Annotated in this window: 14 protein-coding genes; 8 read left to right on the top strand and 6 right to left on the bottom strand. The window is 52.7% G+C overall.

All coding sequences use genetic code 11. The annotated features are described in order from the left end of the window. Positions 1-9 precede the first annotated feature (9 nt). Together AAGR08_RS14495 and AAGR08_RS14500 are read right to left on the bottom strand one after the other, a co-directional pair. Positions 10-297: a hypothetical protein gene (locus AAGR08_RS14495; protein WP_345827199.1), complete on the bottom strand. Its 288-nt coding sequence runs from the start codon at positions 295-297 to the stop codon at positions 10-12. A 72-nt stretch (positions 298-369) separates the two neighbouring features. Beyond that, positions 370-567 carry a hypothetical protein gene (locus tag AAGR08_RS14500; RefSeq protein WP_039333073.1) on the bottom strand — a complete coding sequence of 66 codons (198 nt, stop codon included), beginning with the start codon at positions 565-567 and terminating at the stop codon, positions 370-372. 401 nt (positions 568-968) lie between these two features. Between AAGR08_RS14500 and dbpA the strand changes: the two genes are divergently transcribed. The 3 genes from dbpA (at position 969) to AAGR08_RS14515 (ending at position 5,316) form a co-directional block, all read left to right on the top strand. Next, positions 969-2,348, top strand: a complete 1,380-nt coding sequence (gene dbpA, locus AAGR08_RS14505; RefSeq protein ID WP_345827200.1) for an ATP-dependent RNA helicase DbpA — start codon at positions 969-971, stop codon at positions 2,346-2,348. Positions 2,349-2,476: 128 nt separating this feature from the next. Next, a complete protein-coding gene (locus AAGR08_RS14510; RefSeq protein WP_345829924.1) occupies positions 2,477-3,439 on the top strand; it encodes a chemotaxis protein in 963 nt (320 codons plus the stop codon). 320 nt (positions 3,440-3,759) lie between these two features. Then, entirely contained in the window at positions 3,760-5,316 is a 1,557-nt protein-coding gene (locus AAGR08_RS14515; protein ID WP_097094793.1) for a methyl-accepting chemotaxis protein, read from the top strand. Between the two features lie 79 nt (positions 5,317-5,395). Here the strand turns inward: AAGR08_RS14515 and AAGR08_RS14520 are convergent, their stop codons facing one another. The 4 genes from AAGR08_RS14520 to AAGR08_RS14535 all read right to left on the bottom strand — a co-directional run bounded on the left by AAGR08_RS14520 (position 5,396) and on the right by AAGR08_RS14535 (position 10,430). Continuing rightward, on the bottom strand, positions 5,396-6,679 hold the full coding sequence (locus AAGR08_RS14520; protein WP_097094794.1) for an HAAAP family serine/threonine permease: 1,284 nt from the start codon (positions 6,677-6,679) through the stop codon (positions 5,396-5,398). A 457-nt stretch (positions 6,680-7,136) separates the two neighbouring features. Further along, entirely contained in the window at positions 7,137-8,132 is a 996-nt protein-coding gene (locus AAGR08_RS14525; RefSeq protein WP_345827201.1) for a glycosyltransferase family A protein, read from the bottom strand. Beyond that, the gene (locus AAGR08_RS14530; protein WP_345827202.1) at positions 8,129-9,436 is read right to left on the bottom strand and encodes an oligosaccharide flippase family protein; all 1,308 of its coding nucleotides are present in this window, start codon (positions 9,434-9,436) and stop codon (positions 8,129-8,131) included. Before AAGR08_RS14530 ends, AAGR08_RS14525 begins: the two co-directional genes overlap by 4 nt. Positions 9,437-9,452: 16 nt before the next feature. Beyond that, positions 9,453-10,430 carry a glycosyltransferase gene (locus tag AAGR08_RS14535; RefSeq protein ID WP_345827203.1) on the bottom strand — a complete coding sequence of 326 codons (978 nt, stop codon included), beginning with the start codon at positions 10,428-10,430 and terminating at the stop codon, positions 9,453-9,455. Positions 10,431-11,461: 1,031 nt separating this feature from the next. Between AAGR08_RS14535 and AAGR08_RS14540 the strand changes: the two genes are divergently transcribed. From AAGR08_RS14540 to AAGR08_RS14560, 5 genes are all read left to right on the top strand, one after another. Next, complete coding sequence (locus AAGR08_RS14540) at positions 11,462-13,114, top strand: sensor histidine kinase (RefSeq protein WP_345827204.1); 1,653 nt, start codon at positions 11,462-11,464, stop codon at positions 13,112-13,114. Further along, positions 13,107-13,808 (top strand): response regulator, encoded by a 702-nt coding sequence (locus tag AAGR08_RS14545; RefSeq protein WP_345827206.1) that lies wholly within the window; start codon positions 13,107-13,109, stop codon positions 13,806-13,808. Before AAGR08_RS14540 ends, AAGR08_RS14545 begins: the two co-directional genes overlap by 8 nt. A gap of 175 nt (positions 13,809-13,983) precedes the next feature. After that, positions 13,984-15,072, top strand: a complete 1,089-nt coding sequence (locus AAGR08_RS14550) for an ABC transporter substrate-binding protein (RefSeq protein ID WP_097094800.1) — start codon at positions 13,984-13,986, stop codon at positions 15,070-15,072. 74 nt (positions 15,073-15,146) lie between these two features. Then, entirely contained in the window at positions 15,147-16,916 is a 1,770-nt protein-coding gene (locus tag AAGR08_RS14555; RefSeq protein ID WP_097094801.1) for an iron ABC transporter permease, read from the top strand. After that, a complete protein-coding gene (locus AAGR08_RS14560) occupies positions 16,909-17,979 on the top strand; it encodes an ABC transporter ATP-binding protein (RefSeq protein ID WP_097094802.1) in 1,071 nt (356 codons plus the stop codon). Before AAGR08_RS14555 ends, AAGR08_RS14560 begins: the two co-directional genes overlap by 8 nt. Positions 17,980-18,077: the final 98 nt, after the last annotated feature.

Consider the following 18,077-nt stretch of genomic DNA (forward strand, 5'->3'; position numbering starts at 1 on the left):
ATGCGCACCCTACAGTGTTGTAGGGTCGCCATTTATGGCGACCGTCCCAATCATTGCGCGAATCATATTGACGCCATTTATGGCGACCGTCCCAATCAAGGCGCGAATCATATTGACGCCATTAATGGCGACCGTCCCAATCATTGCGCGAATCATATTGACGCCATTTATGGCGACCGTCCCAATCAAGGCGCGAATCATATTGACGCCATTAATGGCGACCGTCCCAATCATTGTGCGAATCATAGTGACGCCATTGATGGCGACCGTCCCGCATTCGAGTCCTGCCAGCAACAAAAAAGCCTCCGCAAGGAGGCTTTACGTACGACATAAAAAGGGTGGCATGCGCACACCCGATGAGTGCTGGATTTACGAAAGCATCTGAATCGCCAGCGCATACAATCGCTGGTTTTCATCGTCGCTGACAGGCTCTTCTTCCGCGTAACAGGCAATCATAGAGCTCACTTTATCCGAAGATAACGTTTCCCCATGCAGATGCAGCGTTAACACGGCGCGGCCGACGATTTTCAGAATGTCTTCGTTTTGTCCCTGGACATAATGACTCAATGAAATGACCTCTGAAGTATCTTGGGTTTTAATCGTTCGCCAAATGGCGCGCTAAATATAAAGCAAATCGACCATAATCTTTAATCAGAATTTTCCCAGCCCTTAGGCACACATAAGCATAACGCCTGCAAAAGGGTGGTGAATAAGCGCTGAATAAGCGGCAAATTCTTGCTAATCACCCCAACTGGCTAAAGATGTCTGATTCTACCCCCCTCATGGCGCAACAAAATCAACCGCAAAAACATTAGAACTATGCGATAGTTTTCGCTCATAATCTAATCAATGCGGTGGCGAGGCTAACTGGTTTCCGGGGTAAACCACCTGCGCTTTTGCCATTGCCGATCACCGCCCTTTCTGCCAGACTGACCGCCGCAATCCTACCCGCAATTAGAGACATTTCCGTGACTGCTTTTTCTACCCTGACGCAACTGCCTGCCAGCCAACTCGATAACCTGCGCGAGATGGGTTTCGACGCCATGACGCCGATTCAGGCCGCTTCCCTGCCCGCCATTCTGGAAGGGCGCGACGTGCGTGCGCAGGCGAAAACCGGCAGCGGCAAAACCGCCGCATTTGGTGTCGGCTTATTGAACCGCATCGATAACAGCCAGTTTCATACGCAGGCGCTGATCCTCTGCCCCACGCGCGAACTGGCCGACCAGGTGAGTAACGTTCTGCGCCAGTTGGCACGTTTTACCCGCAATATTAAGATCCTGACGCTGTGTGGCGGCCAGCCGATGAGCGCGCAGCGCGACTCGCTGGTCCATGCGCCGCATATCGTGGTGGGCACGCCGGGCCGTCTGCTCGATCACCTCAAGCGCGACAATCTCGATCTCAACCAGCTGCAAACGCTGGTGCTGGACGAGGCGGATCGCATGCTTGAGATGGGCTTCCGCGACGATATGGAAGCGATTATTGGTTTCACCCCCGAAACACGGCAAACGCTGCTGTTCTCCGCTACCTGGCCAGATACCATTGCCAGCCTCAGCCAGCGTTTCCAGCGCGATGCGCTGGCGGTGGCCACTGAAGATAAGTCTGAACTGCCGGCCATTGAGCAGCAGTTTATTGAAGCCAGCGCCAAAGAGCGTCACAGCCTGCTCGGAGCCCTGCTCAGCCAACAGCAGCCGGCATCGTGCGTGGTGTTCTGTAATACCAAACGTGAATGCGATGACATCGCCGCTGCGCTAAATGAACGCAACATCAGTGCTCTGGCGCTGCATGGCGATCTCGAGCAGCGCGATCGTGAACGCGTGCTGATTCGCTTCGCTAATGGCAGCATCCGGGTGTTGATCGCCACCGACGTGGCCGCGCGCGGTCTGGATATTAAATCGCTGGCCTTAGTGGTGAACTTCCAGCTGGCGTGGGATCCGGAGGTACACATTCACCGTATCGGTCGTACCGGGCGCGCGGGTGAAAAGGGATTGGCGGTGAGCTTTGTGGCTCCCGACGAAATGGTGCGCGCGAATGCGCTGGAGGAGTATCTGCAGCAGAAACTCAACTGGGTTTCCTCCAGCACGCTGAAAGGCAGCAGCGCGACGCCGTTGCCCGCCACGAAAATGACGCTGTGCATTGATGGCGGCCGCAAAGCGAAAATCCGTCCGGGTGATATCCTCGGCGCGTTGACCGGTGAAGCCGGATTCAGCGGCGATCAGATTGGCAAGATCGACATGACCGCAACGCATGCCTATGTTGCTATTGATGCCGCACAGGCGAAAAAAGCGCTGATCAAGCTGAAAGAGGGCAAGATCAAAGGCAAAAGCGTGCGTGCCATCCTGCTGAAGTAATCTCCTCAAGCGTGAGGGCGTCGCTCTCACGCTAAAATTTCATCCCCTTTCCCTTCATTTTTTCGCCCTTCTGCCGATAAGTTAATCATGGCGATTTTGCCCTGCCCAGATTCAGCCCCGAGGCCATGATGGATAATTTTCAGAAAGAGATCGATGAACGCGCCAATCTTGCGCTTTCCAATAAATTCGAACTGCTGTTGTTCCGCCTGGGTTCCGATCAGCTGAAAGGCAAATCTGAGCTGTACGGCATCAACGTCTTTAAGCTGCGTGAAATCGTGCCCATGCCAACCATTACGCGCGCGGCAGGTATGCAATCACCGCTGCTAGGCATGGCGAGCATTCGTGGTCAGTTTATACCGGTAATCGATCTGCCTGCGGTGACCGGCTGTAAACCAGAGACCGGACTGAATCTGCTGCTGGTGACCGAATATGCCCGTAGCACCCAGGCGTTTGCCGTTGAATCCGTGGAGAATATTGTCCGTCTCGACTGGAGCCAGGTGCATACCGCGGAAGCGGGCATTGGTAGCCGTAACATCACCAGTATCGCCTGCCTGGATACCGATGGTCAGAGCAATAATCTGGCGATGGTACTGGACGTTGAGCAGATTCTCTATGACGTGATCCCTTCCGTGCGTGGCGTTGAGCCAAGCGCAGAGACGGCCAAAGATTTCAATTTGAAGCCGGGTCAGGTTGCTATTGTGGCGGAAGATTCCAAAGTGGCGCGCCAGCTGCTGGAGCAGGGTCTGAAAAGCATGGGCATACCGGCCATCATGCATAACACCGGGCTTGAAGCCTGGATCAAAATTACCGAGATGCAAAAAGAAGCCGCGGCTAACGGGGAGTCGATCCACGATAAGATCGCGCTAGTGCTGACCGATCTCGAAATGCCAGAGATGGACGGTTTTACCTTAACGCGTAATATCAAGCGCGATAACGTGTTGCGCCATATCCCGGTGGTGATCCATTCGTCGCTCTCCGGCAGCGCCAACGAAGATCACGTGCGCAAAGTGGGCGCCGATGGATACGTAGCAAAATTCGAAATCAATGAGCTCTCCAGTGTGATCCACAGCGTGCTGAAAACGCCGCGTTAAATCCTTTCGCCCTTTTCCCGGTGCGCGTAAATGCGCACCCTACGAAATCCGCATCCGCCATTTATGGCAACCTCATACGCACATATCTAATGCCAGCCAAAAATCCTCGTTTACACCATTCACCAAACTGTGACCTACCTCTAAAAAATTAAAGTTAAAACATTAACAACCGATAACAGAAAGCGCTTGCGCCGGTGCTGCCATACCAGTTTTGTCACGCTGCGTAATTATTTTCACCTTTAAAAACATCAACCTGCTGTGGGCGCCTTGCCTGCGCTTCCATCTTGAAACATCAATTTTTGGCATTACGGGGAGATCCAATGTTGAGCTTAAAGAATATGAAGGTCGGCGTCCGTCTGGGCATCGCCTTTGGTTTAGTGGTGGCACTGCTCGTCATCGTCGGTGTGACATCAATTAGCAAAATCAACACTATCAAAACCGGCATCACATCAATCGTGGAAGATCGCTATGTGAAAGTGCGCCTCGGTTTTGATGTGCGTGATGGCGTCAACGATCAGATTAAATACCTGCGCGGCATCGTGATTGATACCACGCGCCCCGAAAATAATGTCAAACGCTATCAGCAACTCGCCGATGCCACCGAACATACCAATAGCGCGATGAATAAAATCAAAGCGGTTCAGGTAACTGAAGTGGGTAAAAAGAAAATTGCCGGGTTGCTGGCCGCCAGTGACAAGTTCGAAGTAGAGAAAAAGGCGTTACTGGAGCTGGTGCGCGCGGGCAATGCGGATGCGGCCAGCACCTATGTGCTGAAATCCATCACCGAAACGCAAAACGCGTTTCTGGATAGCGCGATAGCCTTTGCCAATTCTCAATCGGCACAGCTGGAACAGGAAGGCACAAAAATTATTGATAACGGTTCATCGGCGATTGAAATGACGCTGATCTTTTCCGCTATCGCCATTGCTGCCGCTATCGTACTGGGCTTTATGCTGACGCGTTCAATTGTGCGTCCGCTCAACGAAGCGGTAGAAATTGCCGGGAAAGTGGCGGCGGGCGATCTGAGCTCACACATTGAAGTCACCGGCAAAGATGAAACCGCCGTGCTGATGCAGGCGCTGCAGGCGATGAACGACAATCTTTTGACCATCGTCTCGGACGTGCGTGCGGGTTCCGATACCATCGCGGTGGCGTCAAATCAGATCTCCAGCGGCAATATCGATCTCTCCTCACGTACCGAGCAGCAGGCGAGCTCGCTGGAAGAGACGGCTTCCGCCATGGAGCAGATGACCGCCACGGTGAAACACAATGCCGAGAATGCGCGCGAAGCCAATCAACTGGTCGCCAATACCTCGAGCGTAGCCAAAGAAGGCGGCGTGGTGATGGAACAGGTGATTGAGAAGATGGAAGCCATTACCCTGTCATCGAAGAAGATCGTCGATATTATCAGCGTGATTGACTCCATTGCCTTCCAGACCAACATCTTGTCCCTCAATGCTGCCGTCGAAGCGGCGCGCGCGGGTGAACAAGGTCGCGGTTTTGCCGTGGTCGCCACCGAAGTGCGTAATCTGGCAGCACGTTCCGCTTCTGCGGCTAAAGAGATCAAGGTGTTGATTGAGGATTCTGTCGCGAAAGTGGATGAAGGCAGCCGTCTGGTGACACATGCGGGTTCCACCATTGGTGAAGTGGTCAACAGCGTAAAAAGCGTGGCGGATATTATGAGCGAAATCACCATTGCCAGCAGCGAGCAGAGCAGCGGGATCAGCGAGATAAACTCTGCGATTACGCAGATGGAAGCGGTAACGCAGCAGAACGCCGCATTGGTGCAGGAAGCCTCAGCGGCATCACAGGCGTTGCAGGAGCAGGCCGATCGTTTGGCGCAGTCAATGAGCGTGTTTAAAACGGCTGCGGTGTAAGGTTTGCCAGGTCGCCCTAAATGGCGACCCTACCAAATTGTTAGGTGCGCATTAATGCGCACCTTATTGATAACGAAGATCAATTCACCAATGAATACGCGATAGAAGAAATCGCCAGCACGCCAATCATCACCACAAATACGTTACTGATCTTACCGCTGTACTGACGCATTGCCGGCACCTTTTGGATGGCGTACATCGGCATCAGGAACAGAATCATCGCAATAATCGGCCCGCCCAGGGTTTCAATCATCCCCAAGATGCTGGGATTCAACGTCGCCACCAGCCAGGTGGTCAGCAGCATAAAGCCGGTCGTCAGACGATTCAGGCGCTGCGGCGTGACACTTTTACCGCGGCTGCGCAGCGATTTCACCACCATGCCGTTAAAACCTTCACGGGCGCCCAGGTAGTGGCCGAGGAACGATTTGGTAATGGCGACCATCGCCACGATCGGCCCCATCCACGCAATCATCGGCACATTAAAGTGGTTCGCCAGGTAGGAGAGAATGGTGATGTTTTGATCTTTCGCCGCCTGTAAATCAGCAGGTGACAGGCTCAGCACACAGCTGAACACAAAGAACATCACCGTAAACACCATCAAAAGATGGGCATTCGCCAGGATGCGTGAACATTTCTTCTCAGCGCCATCGCCGTACTCATTACGCTTGGCGACGGCAAAAGAGGAGATGATCGGCGAGTGATTGAAGGAAAACACCATCACCGGAATCGCCAGCCATAGCGTCATCCAGATACCACTGCCGCTCTGGCTCAGGGACAACGTTTCCAGCGCCGCGCCATGCCAGTGCGGTACCAGATAAGCCGCCAGCAGCATTAGCACGGCCACAAACGGAAACACCAGCACGCTCATGGCTTTCACAATCATCTGCTCGCCAAAGCGCACCACCGTCATCATGCCGATGATCAAAATCAGCGACAGAAGCACACGCGGCGGCGAAACCAGGCCCAGCTGATGCACGATAAAACTATCGACGGTATTGGTGATCGCCACGCTGTACATCAGCAGGATCGGATAGATAGCAAAGAAGTAGAGCAAGGTGATGATCTTGCCGGCACCGACGCCAAAGTGCTCTTCCACCACTTCGGTGATGTCTTCGCCGGGATTTTTACCGGAAAGCACAAAGCGCGTCAGCGCGCGGTGCGCATAATAGGTCATTGGAAAGGCAAGAATCGCCATAATAATCAGCGGAATCAGCCCGCCTGCACCGGCGTTAATCGGTAAAAAAAGCACGCCCGCTCCAATCGCCGTACCGTACAGACCCAGCATCCACACGGTATCACTCTTGCGCCAGCCCTTAGCTACCGTTTCAACGGTGCCAAGCGTACCGGTTTGTGAGTTGTCCATCTGTCTCTCCACAAGTTAAAGCTTAATCAACGCAGCCAAACGGTGGCTGCCAATTATGGCGCGGGCTTTGCAGCTCTGCCGTTGCGCAAAGGATGACGCTTAAAGACCACAATTTCACGCGTCCTGATGTTTTGCGCCGCAGTAAATGCACGAAACATGCGCGCAATCGATTGCATGGGGCGCTATTTGACATGAGACGCGGGATGAGTGCAAGAAGGAGTCACGGAGAGGAAGCAGAAAGGTCTGGTAAGCGTGGGGAAAGGTAGGTCAGTTGCGTTAATCGGTCGCCATGAATGGCGACCCTACGTTTGATGAGCGGGGTTTTCGTAGGGTGCGCATTTATGCGCACCTGGATACAAGCGAAAGTGGCAACGGTGAGTTGTTGCCACTGATAGCGGTTTTCTCCCAAATGATTCACGCAGCCAACGCACCTGCAGCGTGAAGTATGAAGGGAGAATCAGAATGCGCGCATCCTGTAGAGAGCATAAAGAAAATAGTACGCTGTGAGAGTATTCAAATTCATAATCATGTACTTCAGTTTTTCATTTTTATTTAGCAGTATGAAAATACCTTTTGAGTATTTCCCCCGCTTAATTTCATTAATTTCCTGGGCAATATCCGCAGGTGAAAACGAAGAGTGATACATTGCGGTCACGATTTGCATATCTAACGCTAATACGCGTTTTGAAATGCCTTTCAGGAAATAATCGAGATCGCTGGAGTGATATTTACTGATAATAGCGTCATAAAGTGCCGTCAGAAACTGCTTTCTCACTTTTAGTTCACTGTATTGCACCTTACGCTTGGATAATGATGCCTCCACATCTTCATAGTGATAAGCCGCGCCCGGTGTCACCAGGAAATTGTTAATACAGCTAAAGAACTTCAGGTTGAACAATAAATCCTCGCTCATTGAGATGCCTTCTAAAAAGCGCAGATTCAGTTCTTCGATGATCTGACGGCGATAACATTTGTTATGCAGATAACCGATGTTATCACTCATCTCCAGTTCACCGAGCACGTAGGGAATATCCTCATTACTGAAGAAGCCCGCCTGCGATACCTTCCCCACGCGGTTATCATTGAGGTTTCCTACCATCAAATCGACAGTTTCAGCTGGCCAGGCATCAAGATTCTGTTTGAAGATCATTAGGAAGTTATCATCCACCCAATCATCCGCATCGAGAAAGAGTACATATTCACCACGCGCCTGTTGCATTCCGCTATTGCGCGCCGCGCTAACACCGCCATTAACCTGGTGAATAACGGTGACTTGCGAATAAGCGCTAAACTCCTCCAGTATTTTCGGGGTTGTATCGCTGCTGCCATCATTAACGACAATAACCTCATAATTGCTGAACGTCTGTTTAAGTACGCTCAGCAAAGTACGCTTAATGGTTTTTTGTGAGTTATAGACGGGAATGATAAGACTAAATAGGGGTTTTTCATTCATGATAAACTCTCTTTACTGTCTGAGGTTTTGATATTGCTAAATAACAGCCATAGTTTCCTGGGGTTGATAAACACTTGATGAATACGCATAACTGGCTGAGCCGGGAAAAAGTAATTAAGTAGCGAGAAGGAGAGGAACTCGGTTAATACCACGCTCATTGCCGCGCCGTTTAAACCAAAATACGGTACCAATAACAGTGATGACGCCACGCAGATAACTAATACGACGAAGGTTTTCTTCACCAAATAACGATAACCGTTGTACTTAATAATAAAGCGATCCATGACGCTACTAAGCACCGCGCACATCGCCCCTACGCTGAGTAATAACGTTGGCGCTACCGCATCGAGATACTCGGCACCGTAAAAGTCGCGGATGAACCATCCGGACAGCAACCAAATAGCCAGAATCACCATTGATGAGACGCCAATCACCAGCAAATGTAATTTCTGCGCCTTGATAATCGACTGCTCATCATCACGTTCGGCAAAGAACGCAGGGAAAAATGAAGCCAGCAAGGCATTGGGTAAAAATACCCACGCGGTGGCTAACGTCAGCGCCACCGAGAAAATGCCCGCCTCTTTAACACCAAGGAAATAGGAGACGCTGATTTGGTTAACACGCGTATAGATCGCGACAGCAATCACGGAAAACACCAGGGAAATACCCGAGGCCACCATATAGCGTGAATACTTTTTCATCTGACGAATGGCCGGAATAGGCACCTGACGATGATATCTAAGAAAGATGGCGAGCTTAATGACGAACGGAATAAAGGTGGCCAGCACGATAGGAATAGCCAATAACCTGGCGTCCAGTTCAAACCAGGAAATAAAGAAGCGCACGGTTAAACTGATTGCCAACCCCGCCAGGTTGGCGATGACATTCAGGCGGGCATTAAGCATCGCCTCATTGTAGATATTCACCAAATCGAGTGACGAGAAGAGACAGGCAATGGCCGCCGCACAAATAAATACCAGCGCCTCACTACTCCACTCCTCGCCCATAATCAGCATACCCGTTGCTGCCAGCACGCAGTAAATCACCAACACCAGCAGGAACGTGGCCATCATTAAGCGCATACCGGAGTGCCGGTTTTGCGATATACGTTTCAGCAGAATGACATCGCTGCCCATCAGCGCGATGCTTTGAATGAACTGAAAGACCAGCATCGAGATCGAGATAATGCCGAAGGTGGTGGGACCTACATATTTCGCCACATAGGAAGTGACAAATATCAGACCGAACACCGCAATCAGCTTTTCAGCGATCATCCACATGGAGTTTTTTAATTTATCTTTCACAACTCAACCTCAGCGTTTATTTCTGTGCCAGCCGGCGCAGACGCGATACCAGTCGTGGACTGACGAAAAACAGCGCAAAGTACAGACTCCACGGATTGAGCATCAATCCTGATGTGAAATAAGACTTAAAGCTGCGGCGGTAGAGTGAGATATATTCATCAACAAAGGCGCGACTAAATCCGTCGCTGTACAACGCTTTATAGATATAAGAGGAAGTGACTTTTAAATAGAGATGGTAATAACAACGGCTGTGCTGTGCAGATAAAAACGCCTGCATACCATTAAAGGAGCGCGCAAAGGAGAAGTGCTTTTCCCGCAGTGCCGAGCGCGTCGCGGAGTTATCCGATACCACATAGTGATAAACCACCCGTTGCGTAAATATCACCTGGCGATCCTGTTGCAGATGCAGGTAATTAATCACAAACAGCAGATCTTCAAAGTTATAAATTTCTTCATTAAAGCTAAGCTGATGCTGACGAATCACATCGCCGCGAAACACCTTATCGCAGATGCCGTGGCGGGGATTGAAATAGAGCAAATCGTTGATAGCCGCAGACGCCGCCAGCTGGCGCGTATCGGTGGCGTTGGCCGGGAAATCAAGAGGCTGCCCCTGCGGCGTGAAGTGCTGCGACTCCCCCACCACCAGCGCGACCGGGTTTTGCATCAGGTGCACATAGGTGGCAAACGCGCTGGGCGGCAGAAAATCATCCGCATCTAAAAAGCACAGCAGTTTGCCGCGCGAGGCGCGAATACCCTGATTGCGTGCCGAAGAGACGCCGCCGTTGGCTTTATCGATAATGTGAAAATGCGGGTAATGGGCGTAATGCTGTAATATCGCGAGCGAGTTATCGCTGGAACCGTCATTAATGAAGATGGCTTCAAAACGGGTTTCATCCTGCTTTAGCAGGCTATCAATGCATCGCTCCAGATACGCTGCGGCGTTATACACCGGCACAATGACGCTGAGTAAAACGTCGTTAACGGGATTTTGCATATGACCTCTGGACTCTGTCGACTTTAAAATTGCGGGCGGATAAAAACATCGGTGAACGCAATGGTGATTAATCGATAACTATCACTACACGTTGCTTTCGCCCTGCTTAACATTTATGGGATAGGTATTTCAGAGTTTCCTCAGGCTAATTAAAAAAGCCGGGAAATGCTGGCTATAAAAAAAGCGTAATAAGATAATCGCCATATAAACTGAGCAATCTCATTCTGTTTTCAGCTGCTAAAATAGGCAGGCTACCGCCCCAGGCTTACAGCTACCCGTGTACTGAAAACAGTTAACTCTTTTTTTTGGCGTAAAGAAGCTGCGCTGCACTCACAGGAGTTCAGTTGTTTTTCAGCAAGTTACGCTTTCATGCGGCGATTTTTGCATTACGCAGATACCGCATTCATCAATGTGTACTTAAATTAAATTTTTATCTTTTATGTAATGAGAATAAAAAACGCTGGCGCTTTATTGCACCCATTACGTAACGCAAGACATGTCGATCGGCGGTGAAAAGACGCATCAAAAAACGGGCCTTTTCAACCCACGTGACGACATTAACGATATTTGCTGTATGCCCTGCACTTTTATTACCTCGGTGCGTCTTTCGCTAGCCGATAAGTGCAAGTGGCGTTAATCCAGTGCGGCTCTCGCAGCCGCACTGCAACGGGCATAAGGCCCAAAATTTGCGATCTGGTTCAAAACTTATAGCGGCATTCTCACCAGTAGTGGTTATAAGGTCAATGGCTTCCAGACCAAAACGGAATTTACTCAGGGGCAGCATTGATAAATTTTAAGCCTATAGATTAGCCGTGATGAATGAATATTTACGCCATTGATTAGCGCCAGCAACTCGATAGGCCAGGAATAAGAGGGGGAAGCCCGATCTCAACGTACCAGCACAAACCACCCCTTACGTCGCGAGGAGATTGTAGCCAGCTCACAACTCTGGCGTTAGTCGATCACCGCCTGCATTTTCGCGTGCTAGTCTGCCTGGATGCCACTCTCCAGTTTTCCTTACTGCAGGCCGTATGAAACGCAGACTCCCTTTTCAGGTAAAACTCTTTCTCTCTCTGGTGCTTTTTTCCTGCCTGCTGCTGGCTTTGCTGGGCACAATTCTGTTTCATTTTATCGACAGGCAGTTGCATCACGATCTTGGGCAGCGCGCACGCGTGCAGGCCAGCGAAATTGCGCTGATGCCGGGCCTGGCGGATAAGGTGGCGCGTCGGGATATCGCGGGGATTGCCGCGTTGATTCAGCCGCTGCGCGACCAAAGTGATGCCAGTTACATCGTGATAGGTGACGTGCGTGAACAACATCTTTACCACTCGGAATCGCCCGAGCGCCTTAATCTGCCCTTGATTGGCGGCGACAATGCCGAGGTGCTGCAAGGCAAAACCATCATTTCCGTACGCAAAGGTGGCATCGGCGTTTCCCTGCGCAGCAAAGCCCCGATTTTTGATGCGCAGCATCAGGTGATTGGCATTGTCTCGGTGGGTTATCTCACGTCCTATATTGCCAATATCAATGCCAGCCTGCTGTGGCAAGCCAGCCTCTACGGTGTGGCCCTGCTGCTGCTGCTGTTTATTTTTTCATGGGTGTTTAGTCGCAACCTGAAAAAACAGATGTTCTGGCTTGAGCCAAAAGATATTGCGCTACTGGTGCTGCAGCAAAAAGCGTTGCTGGAGGCGATGTATGAAGGCGTGTTTGCCGTGAATGCAGAAAAACAGCTGATTTTGATCAATCGCGCCGCCCGGGAATTACTGGATTTGCAGCAGAGCGAAAAAGAGCTGCTGGGGAAACCGCTTGATGCGGTGTTGCAGATACACCCCGCGTTTCTCAGCCAACGTGACGTACATGAGCCAAATCGTCATCATGACCAGATTACCGTACTGAATCAGCGCCAGGTGATCGTCAATCGGGTCGCGATTGAGCTGGAGCCCGGCGAGCCCAGCGGCTGGGTATGCAGCTTCCGCGATAAAAATGACATCAATACGCTGAGCAGCCAACTAAGCCAGGTGAAGCGCTACGCGGATAATTTACGCATCATGCGCCATGAACAGCTGAACTGGACGGCGACGCTGGTCGGCCTGCTACAAATGCAGCGTTATGACGATGCCATGCGCTATATCCATGCGCAATCTGCGGGCGCGCAGCAGGTCCTGGATTTTGTCTCGGCGCGCTTTACTTCGCCCGCGCTCTGCGGACTGCTGCTGGGGAAATATGTTAGTGCCAGAGAGAAAGGCGTCGAGCTGAAATTCGATCCGGCCTGCCAGCTTACGCGTCTTCCCGCCGCGCTGAGTGAAACGGCGCTCATGTCCGTGGTGGGAAATGTGCTGGATAACGCCGTGGATGCCACGCTGAACGTTAGGCCACCGGCCAACCCTATCGAGCTCTATATTTCAGACAGAAATCACGAGCTGTTAATTGAAGTCGCCGACCAGGGCTGCGGCGTCGATGAGGCGATAAAACCGCATCTGTTTGAGCAAGGCGTGACCAGCAAACCCACCAGCGGCGACGATATGCTGGGTTCCGAACACGGCATCGGCCTCTACCTGGCGGCGGGTTATGTTCATCAGGCGGGCGGCAGCATTGAGATCAGCGAAAACGCGCCACAGGGCACCATTTTCTCCATTTTCATTCCGTTCCAGCCCGAGGTTTCAACAGGACTATCCCATGAATAACGCCAAAGCACTTGATGTCGTCATTGTGGAAGATGAACCCCATCTGGCCGATTTGCATCGCGAATTTATCGAGCAACATTTTCATCTGCGCGTGGTAGGTATTGCCGCCACGCTGCAGCAGGCGCGGGATCTTATTCGCGTGCATCAGCCGCGCCTGGTGCTACTCGATAATTACTTGCCGGATGGCCAGGGCGTCACGCTGATTGACGATCCTCTCCTGAAGCGATTTGAGTGCTCAGTGATTTTCATCACGGCCGCCAGCGATATGCAAACCTGCAGCCACGCGATGCGCAGCGGCGCTTTCGATTACCTGCTAAAACCGGTGTTTTTTCATCGCCTGCGCGCCTCGCTGGAACGCTTTATGCTTTTGGTCCAGACGATGCGCCAGATGACGAATGTTGATCAGCACGCGCTGGATAAGCTGTTCAATTTGCCCACCAGCGATGTGCCCGCTGCCCCCTCGACTAAGGGGATAGAAACCATCACGCTGGAACGGGTTAAGCACTTTTTTAGCGCTGCGCCCGCCGCCAGCTGGTCGGTGGAGCAAGTGGTGGAGAGCGTGGGAATCAGCAAAACCACTGGACGCCGTTACCTGGAATATTGTGTCGAAATCGGCTTTATTGGCGTGGAGATGCAGTATGGCAATATCGGCCATCCGCGTCGGCTCTACCGTAAAATCACGCAGGCGGAATAGTGTGACCGAGCGCAAATGCCAGGCCGCCGTGTGCGTGGTTTTAATGGTGTTAATTGGCTAAACAGCGCCAACAATCACACTTCGTGAAGATAACGATCTGTCACCTCTTGTCTGACAAAATCGATCGGCTATGTTGACCTTTAGTTCCTCAAATGTAACTAAAAGGTTAATTATAATGTCGAACACTTTCCATCTCTCTCTGGTTGCTACTACTGTCCTGCTCGCCTCTTCTGCCTTCGCCGCCCCGCCGCAGGGCTATCCGGCCAACTATCAAAACGTGATAGATGCCGCGACAAAAGAGGGCAAAGTGGTGGTTTACTCCACCACCGACACCAAAGCGGCCGGTCCGCTTATTCAGGGCTTTGAATCCACTTATCCGGGTATCAAAGTGGAATATAACGATATGAACAGCACCGAGCTGTATAACCGCTTTATCAGCGAGCAGGCTTCAGGCGGCAGCAGCGGCGATGTGGTGTGGAGCTCCTCAATGGACACCGGCCTGAAGCTGGCGACCGACTATGCGCAGGAGTATCAATCGCCAGAGTTGAGCCAGATCCCTAAGTGGGCGGTGTGGAATAATAAAGCCTACGGCACCACCTACGAACCGGTGGTTTTCATTTACAACAAACGCCTGATTCCCGCCGCTGACGTGCCTGATTCACACACCGCGCTGGCCAAGCTTATTGCCAGCCAGACGGACAAATTCAAGAGTAAAGTCACCACCTACGATATTGAAAAATCGGGCCTTGGCTTCATGCTTTCGGTGCAGGATGACAAAGCCGATCCTCACTATTTCACCACCCTGGCTGACGTCGCCAAAGGTGGGTTAGCCGTACAATCCTCTACCGGCACCATGATGGAAAGGGTGTCATCCGGCGAAAACCTGATCGGTTTCAACATCCTCGGTTCCTACGCGGAAGCCCGCGCCAAAACCGATCCTTCACTGGGTATTTCCTATCCGAAGGATTACACCCTGGTCCTGTCTCGCGTCTCCTTTATCAGCCAGCAGGCGCACAACAGCAATGCGGCCAAACTCTGGCTCGATTACGTGTTGTCGGAGAAAGGACAAAGCATTCTGGCCAATCAGGCCGATATCCCTTCCCTGCGTAACGATATCGAAGGCAAAAACGATATTGATGGCATGACCAAAATGTTAGGCAAAGCGCTGAAACCGATCCCGGTTGACGAGAGCCTGCTGGAATATCTGCAGCCGAAAAAACGTCTCGATTACATCAAACAGTGGCGCACGGCCGCCGGTAAATAACGGCAGTAAGCAAGCGCGGCGGCTGCGTCGCGCTTCTCTTTCTCTTATCTGATTTCGCCATTCAGGGTCTCATTATGAGTACATTGCGCAGAAAGTGGCAAAGCTTGCCGCGCGGCGTCGTGGTGCTGATAACCGCGCTGGTTATCTACGTACCGCTGTCGTTCATCGTGATACAAAGTTTTCTCTCCGCCCCGTTCTTCTCTCCGTCGAAAGCGTGGAGCCTGGAAGCATTCGAATTTATTTTTACCGATCCCGATTTCTACAAGGCATTGCGAAGCGGATTTATTCTGGCCTTCGGCCTGGTGATCATCGCCATCCCGCTGGGCGGCATTTTGGCGTTCTTAATGGTGCGCACCGATCTCCCCGGCAGACGCATTATTGAGCCACTGATCCTCGTACCGATTTTTGTCTCGCCGATGGTGCTGGGCTTTGGTTATGTGGTGGCGGCCGGGCCGGTGGGATTCTTCTCGCTGTGGGCGCAGTCGCTGCTGGGATTTGTGCCGTGGAATATCTACGACATGTCGAGCATCGTGGTGATTGCCGGTTTAACCCACGTGCCCCACGCCTATCTTTACATCTCATCAGCCCTGCGCAGCGTGGGGTCGGATGTGGAAGAAGCCGCACGTATCGCCGGTGCCTCGCCGTTGCAGGTGATGACGGCCGTGAGCCTGCCGATGGTACGTCCGTCAATCCTGTATGCCATTGTGCTGCTGTTTTTCCTCGGGCTGGAAGTGTTCGGCCTGATGCTGGTGCTGGGCGATCCTGAAGGCAACATGGTGCTGGCAACCTATCTCTACCAGCTCACTAATAAACTCGGCACACCGTCCTACCACCTGATGGCCGCAGTGGCCGTGGTGCTGATTTGTATCACGGTGCCGCTGGTGATGCTGCAACGCCGCCTGATGCGCACCGCCAACCGCTTTGTCACCGTCAAAGGGAAAGCCTCGCAGGCGCGCGCCCTGCCGCTGGGCAAATGGCGCTGGGTGGCCGGTGCGGTGGTCGCCTTCTGGCTGACCGTGACCATTGGTGTTCCGCTGCTCGGCGTGGTGCTGCGCGCCTTTATCTCCAACTGGGGCGTTGGCGTCTCGCTGTGGGATGAGCTGTCGATCAAAACGTTCCAGACCATCTGGGCGCAGCCCAATCTGCTGCGCGCCATCGTCAACTCCATGGCGATCGGCGTCATTGGCGGTGCCGTGGCGGTAGGCTGTTATCTGTTTATCGGCATCGCTATGCACCGCAAACCGGACAACACCACGCGCTTCCTTGACTACAGCGTGCTGGTGCCGCGCGCGGTGCCGGGATTGCTGGCGGGCCTGGCGTTTCTCTGGGTATTCCTGTTCCTGCCAATGTGGCTGGACAACGCGCTGAAATCAGGCTGGCTTTCCGATTTTGCCTGGTCGCAGTGGCTGCGCGATAACCTGGTGGTCTGGCTGCGATCGCTGCGCAGCACCATCTTCAGCGTCTGGCTGGCCTACACCGTGGTGTGGATGGCTTACGGCCTGCGTTTGATCTCTTCCACGCTGCTCCAGGTGGGTCCGGAACTGGAAGAGGCGGCACGCAGCACCGGCGCCACGCGCGGACAGATTACGCGTCACGTGACCATTCCATTATCCCGCTACGGCCTGATTGGCTCCTGGCTGCTGATGTTCCTGATATTCGAACGCGAATACTCAACGGGCGTTTATCTGCTTTCGCCGGGTACAGAAACCATCGGCTCAATGCTGGTTTCTCTGTGGGCGGCAGGCGCGATTGATATCGTCGCCGCACTCTCCTTTATTAATATCCTGCTGGTGGTCGTCGGCTTGGGTATCGCTTTACGCTTTGGAGTGAAATTACATGATTGAATTATCGGTCGAGAACCTGCACTTAACCTACGGCGACAACCCGGTGCTGAAAGGCGTTTCAATGAACCTGCAGCGTGGTGAAGTGGTGTCCCTGCTGGGGCCCTCCGGCAGCGGTAAAACCACGCTGCTGCGCGCGGTCGCCGGGCTGGAGAAGCCGACTCAGGGCACGATTATCATCGGCAAAAACCAGGTTTACGCCGGCACGCCGCGCAGCGAGATCCCCGCGGAGGAACGTAATCTGGGATTAGTGTTCCAGTCTTACGCGCTGTGGCCACACAAAACGGTGTTTGAGAACGTCGCCTACCCTTTGAAACTGCGCAAAGTGGCCTCTGCTGAAATCACCCAGCGGGTGAATGATGTTCTCTCACAGCTTGGCCTTGGCCATTTGGGTAAACGCCATCCGCATCAGCTTTCCGGTGGGCAGCAGCAGCGCGTGGCGATTGGTCGCGCGCTGGTTTACAACCCGCCGGTGATCCTGCTGGATGAGCCACTTTCAAACCTGGATGCCAAATTGCGTGAAGAGGCGCGCGTGTTCCTGCGCGAGCTGATCATCAAGCTGGGCTTGTCGGCGTTGATGGTGACGCACGATCAAAATGAGGCGATGGCGATTTCCGACCGTATTTTGTTGCTGAATAACGGCAAGATCGAGCAACAGGGTACGCCGCAGGAGATGTACGGCTCGCCGAAAACCCTGTTTACCGCCGAGTTTATGGGTAGCAATAACCGGCTGCACGGCAAAATCACCGAGCTGCGCGACGGCAAAGCGCGGATCGAGGGGAAAGGCTGGGCGTTATGGGGGCTAGCGGGTGAAGGTGTGCAACAGGGGCAGGACGCCACGGCGGTGATTCGCGTGGAGCGCGTGAGGTTGGTTGATGGCCCTGGCGAAAACCAGCTGGAACTGCCGCTGCTCACCAGCATGTATCTCGGCGACCGCTGGGAATATCTGTTCCGCACCGTCGGCGACGATTTTGTGATTCGCGCCTACGGCACCGAGGTGCGCGATCCGCAGCACTGCCATCTGGCATTGCCGGAAAACCATGTATGGATTTTCCCGAAAGGGTGAGATGTTTGGGAGCGGTTTTTGCCGCTCCCTGCTGGGTTGGCTCTCAATACTTCCTGATTCTCCATCCCGATAAAAAATTAGCCAAACCATCACGACAA

The organism is Pantoea sp. BRR-3P, from assembly GCF_039621635.1.
Lineage (GTDB): Bacteria > Pseudomonadota > Gammaproteobacteria > Enterobacterales > Enterobacteriaceae > Pantoea > Pantoea floridensis.

Excerpts from the sequence above, each read along its gene's own strand:
- AAGR08_RS14555 (WP_097094801.1), top strand. The coding sequence starts at position 15,147 with ATGAGTACATTGCGCAGAAAGTGGCAAAGCTTGCCGCGCGGCGTCGTG.
- AAGR08_RS14525 (WP_345827201.1), bottom strand. The coding sequence starts at position 8,132 with ATGAATGAAAAACCCCTATTTAGTCTTATCATTCCCGTCTATAACTCA.
- AAGR08_RS14535 (WP_345827203.1), bottom strand. The coding sequence starts at position 10,430 with ATGCAAAATCCCGTTAACGACGTTTTACTCAGCGTCATTGTGCCGGTG.
- AAGR08_RS14545 (WP_345827206.1), top strand. The coding sequence starts at position 13,107 with ATGAATAACGCCAAAGCACTTGATGTCGTCATTGTGGAAGATGAACCC.
- AAGR08_RS14515 (WP_097094793.1), top strand. The coding sequence starts at position 3,760 with ATGTTGAGCTTAAAGAATATGAAGGTCGGCGTCCGTCTGGGCATCGCC.
- AAGR08_RS14540 (WP_345827204.1), top strand. The coding sequence starts at position 11,462 with ATGAAACGCAGACTCCCTTTTCAGGTAAAACTCTTTCTCTCTCTGGTG.
- AAGR08_RS14550 (WP_097094800.1), top strand. The coding sequence starts at position 13,984 with ATGTCGAACACTTTCCATCTCTCTCTGGTTGCTACTACTGTCCTGCTC.
- AAGR08_RS14510 (WP_345829924.1), top strand. The coding sequence starts at position 2,477 with ATGGATAATTTTCAGAAAGAGATCGATGAACGCGCCAATCTTGCGCTT.
- AAGR08_RS14520 (WP_097094794.1), bottom strand. The coding sequence starts at position 6,679 with ATGGACAACTCACAAACCGGTACGCTTGGCACCGTTGAAACGGTAGCT.
- AAGR08_RS14560 (WP_097094802.1), top strand. The coding sequence starts at position 16,909 with ATGATTGAATTATCGGTCGAGAACCTGCACTTAACCTACGGCGACAAC.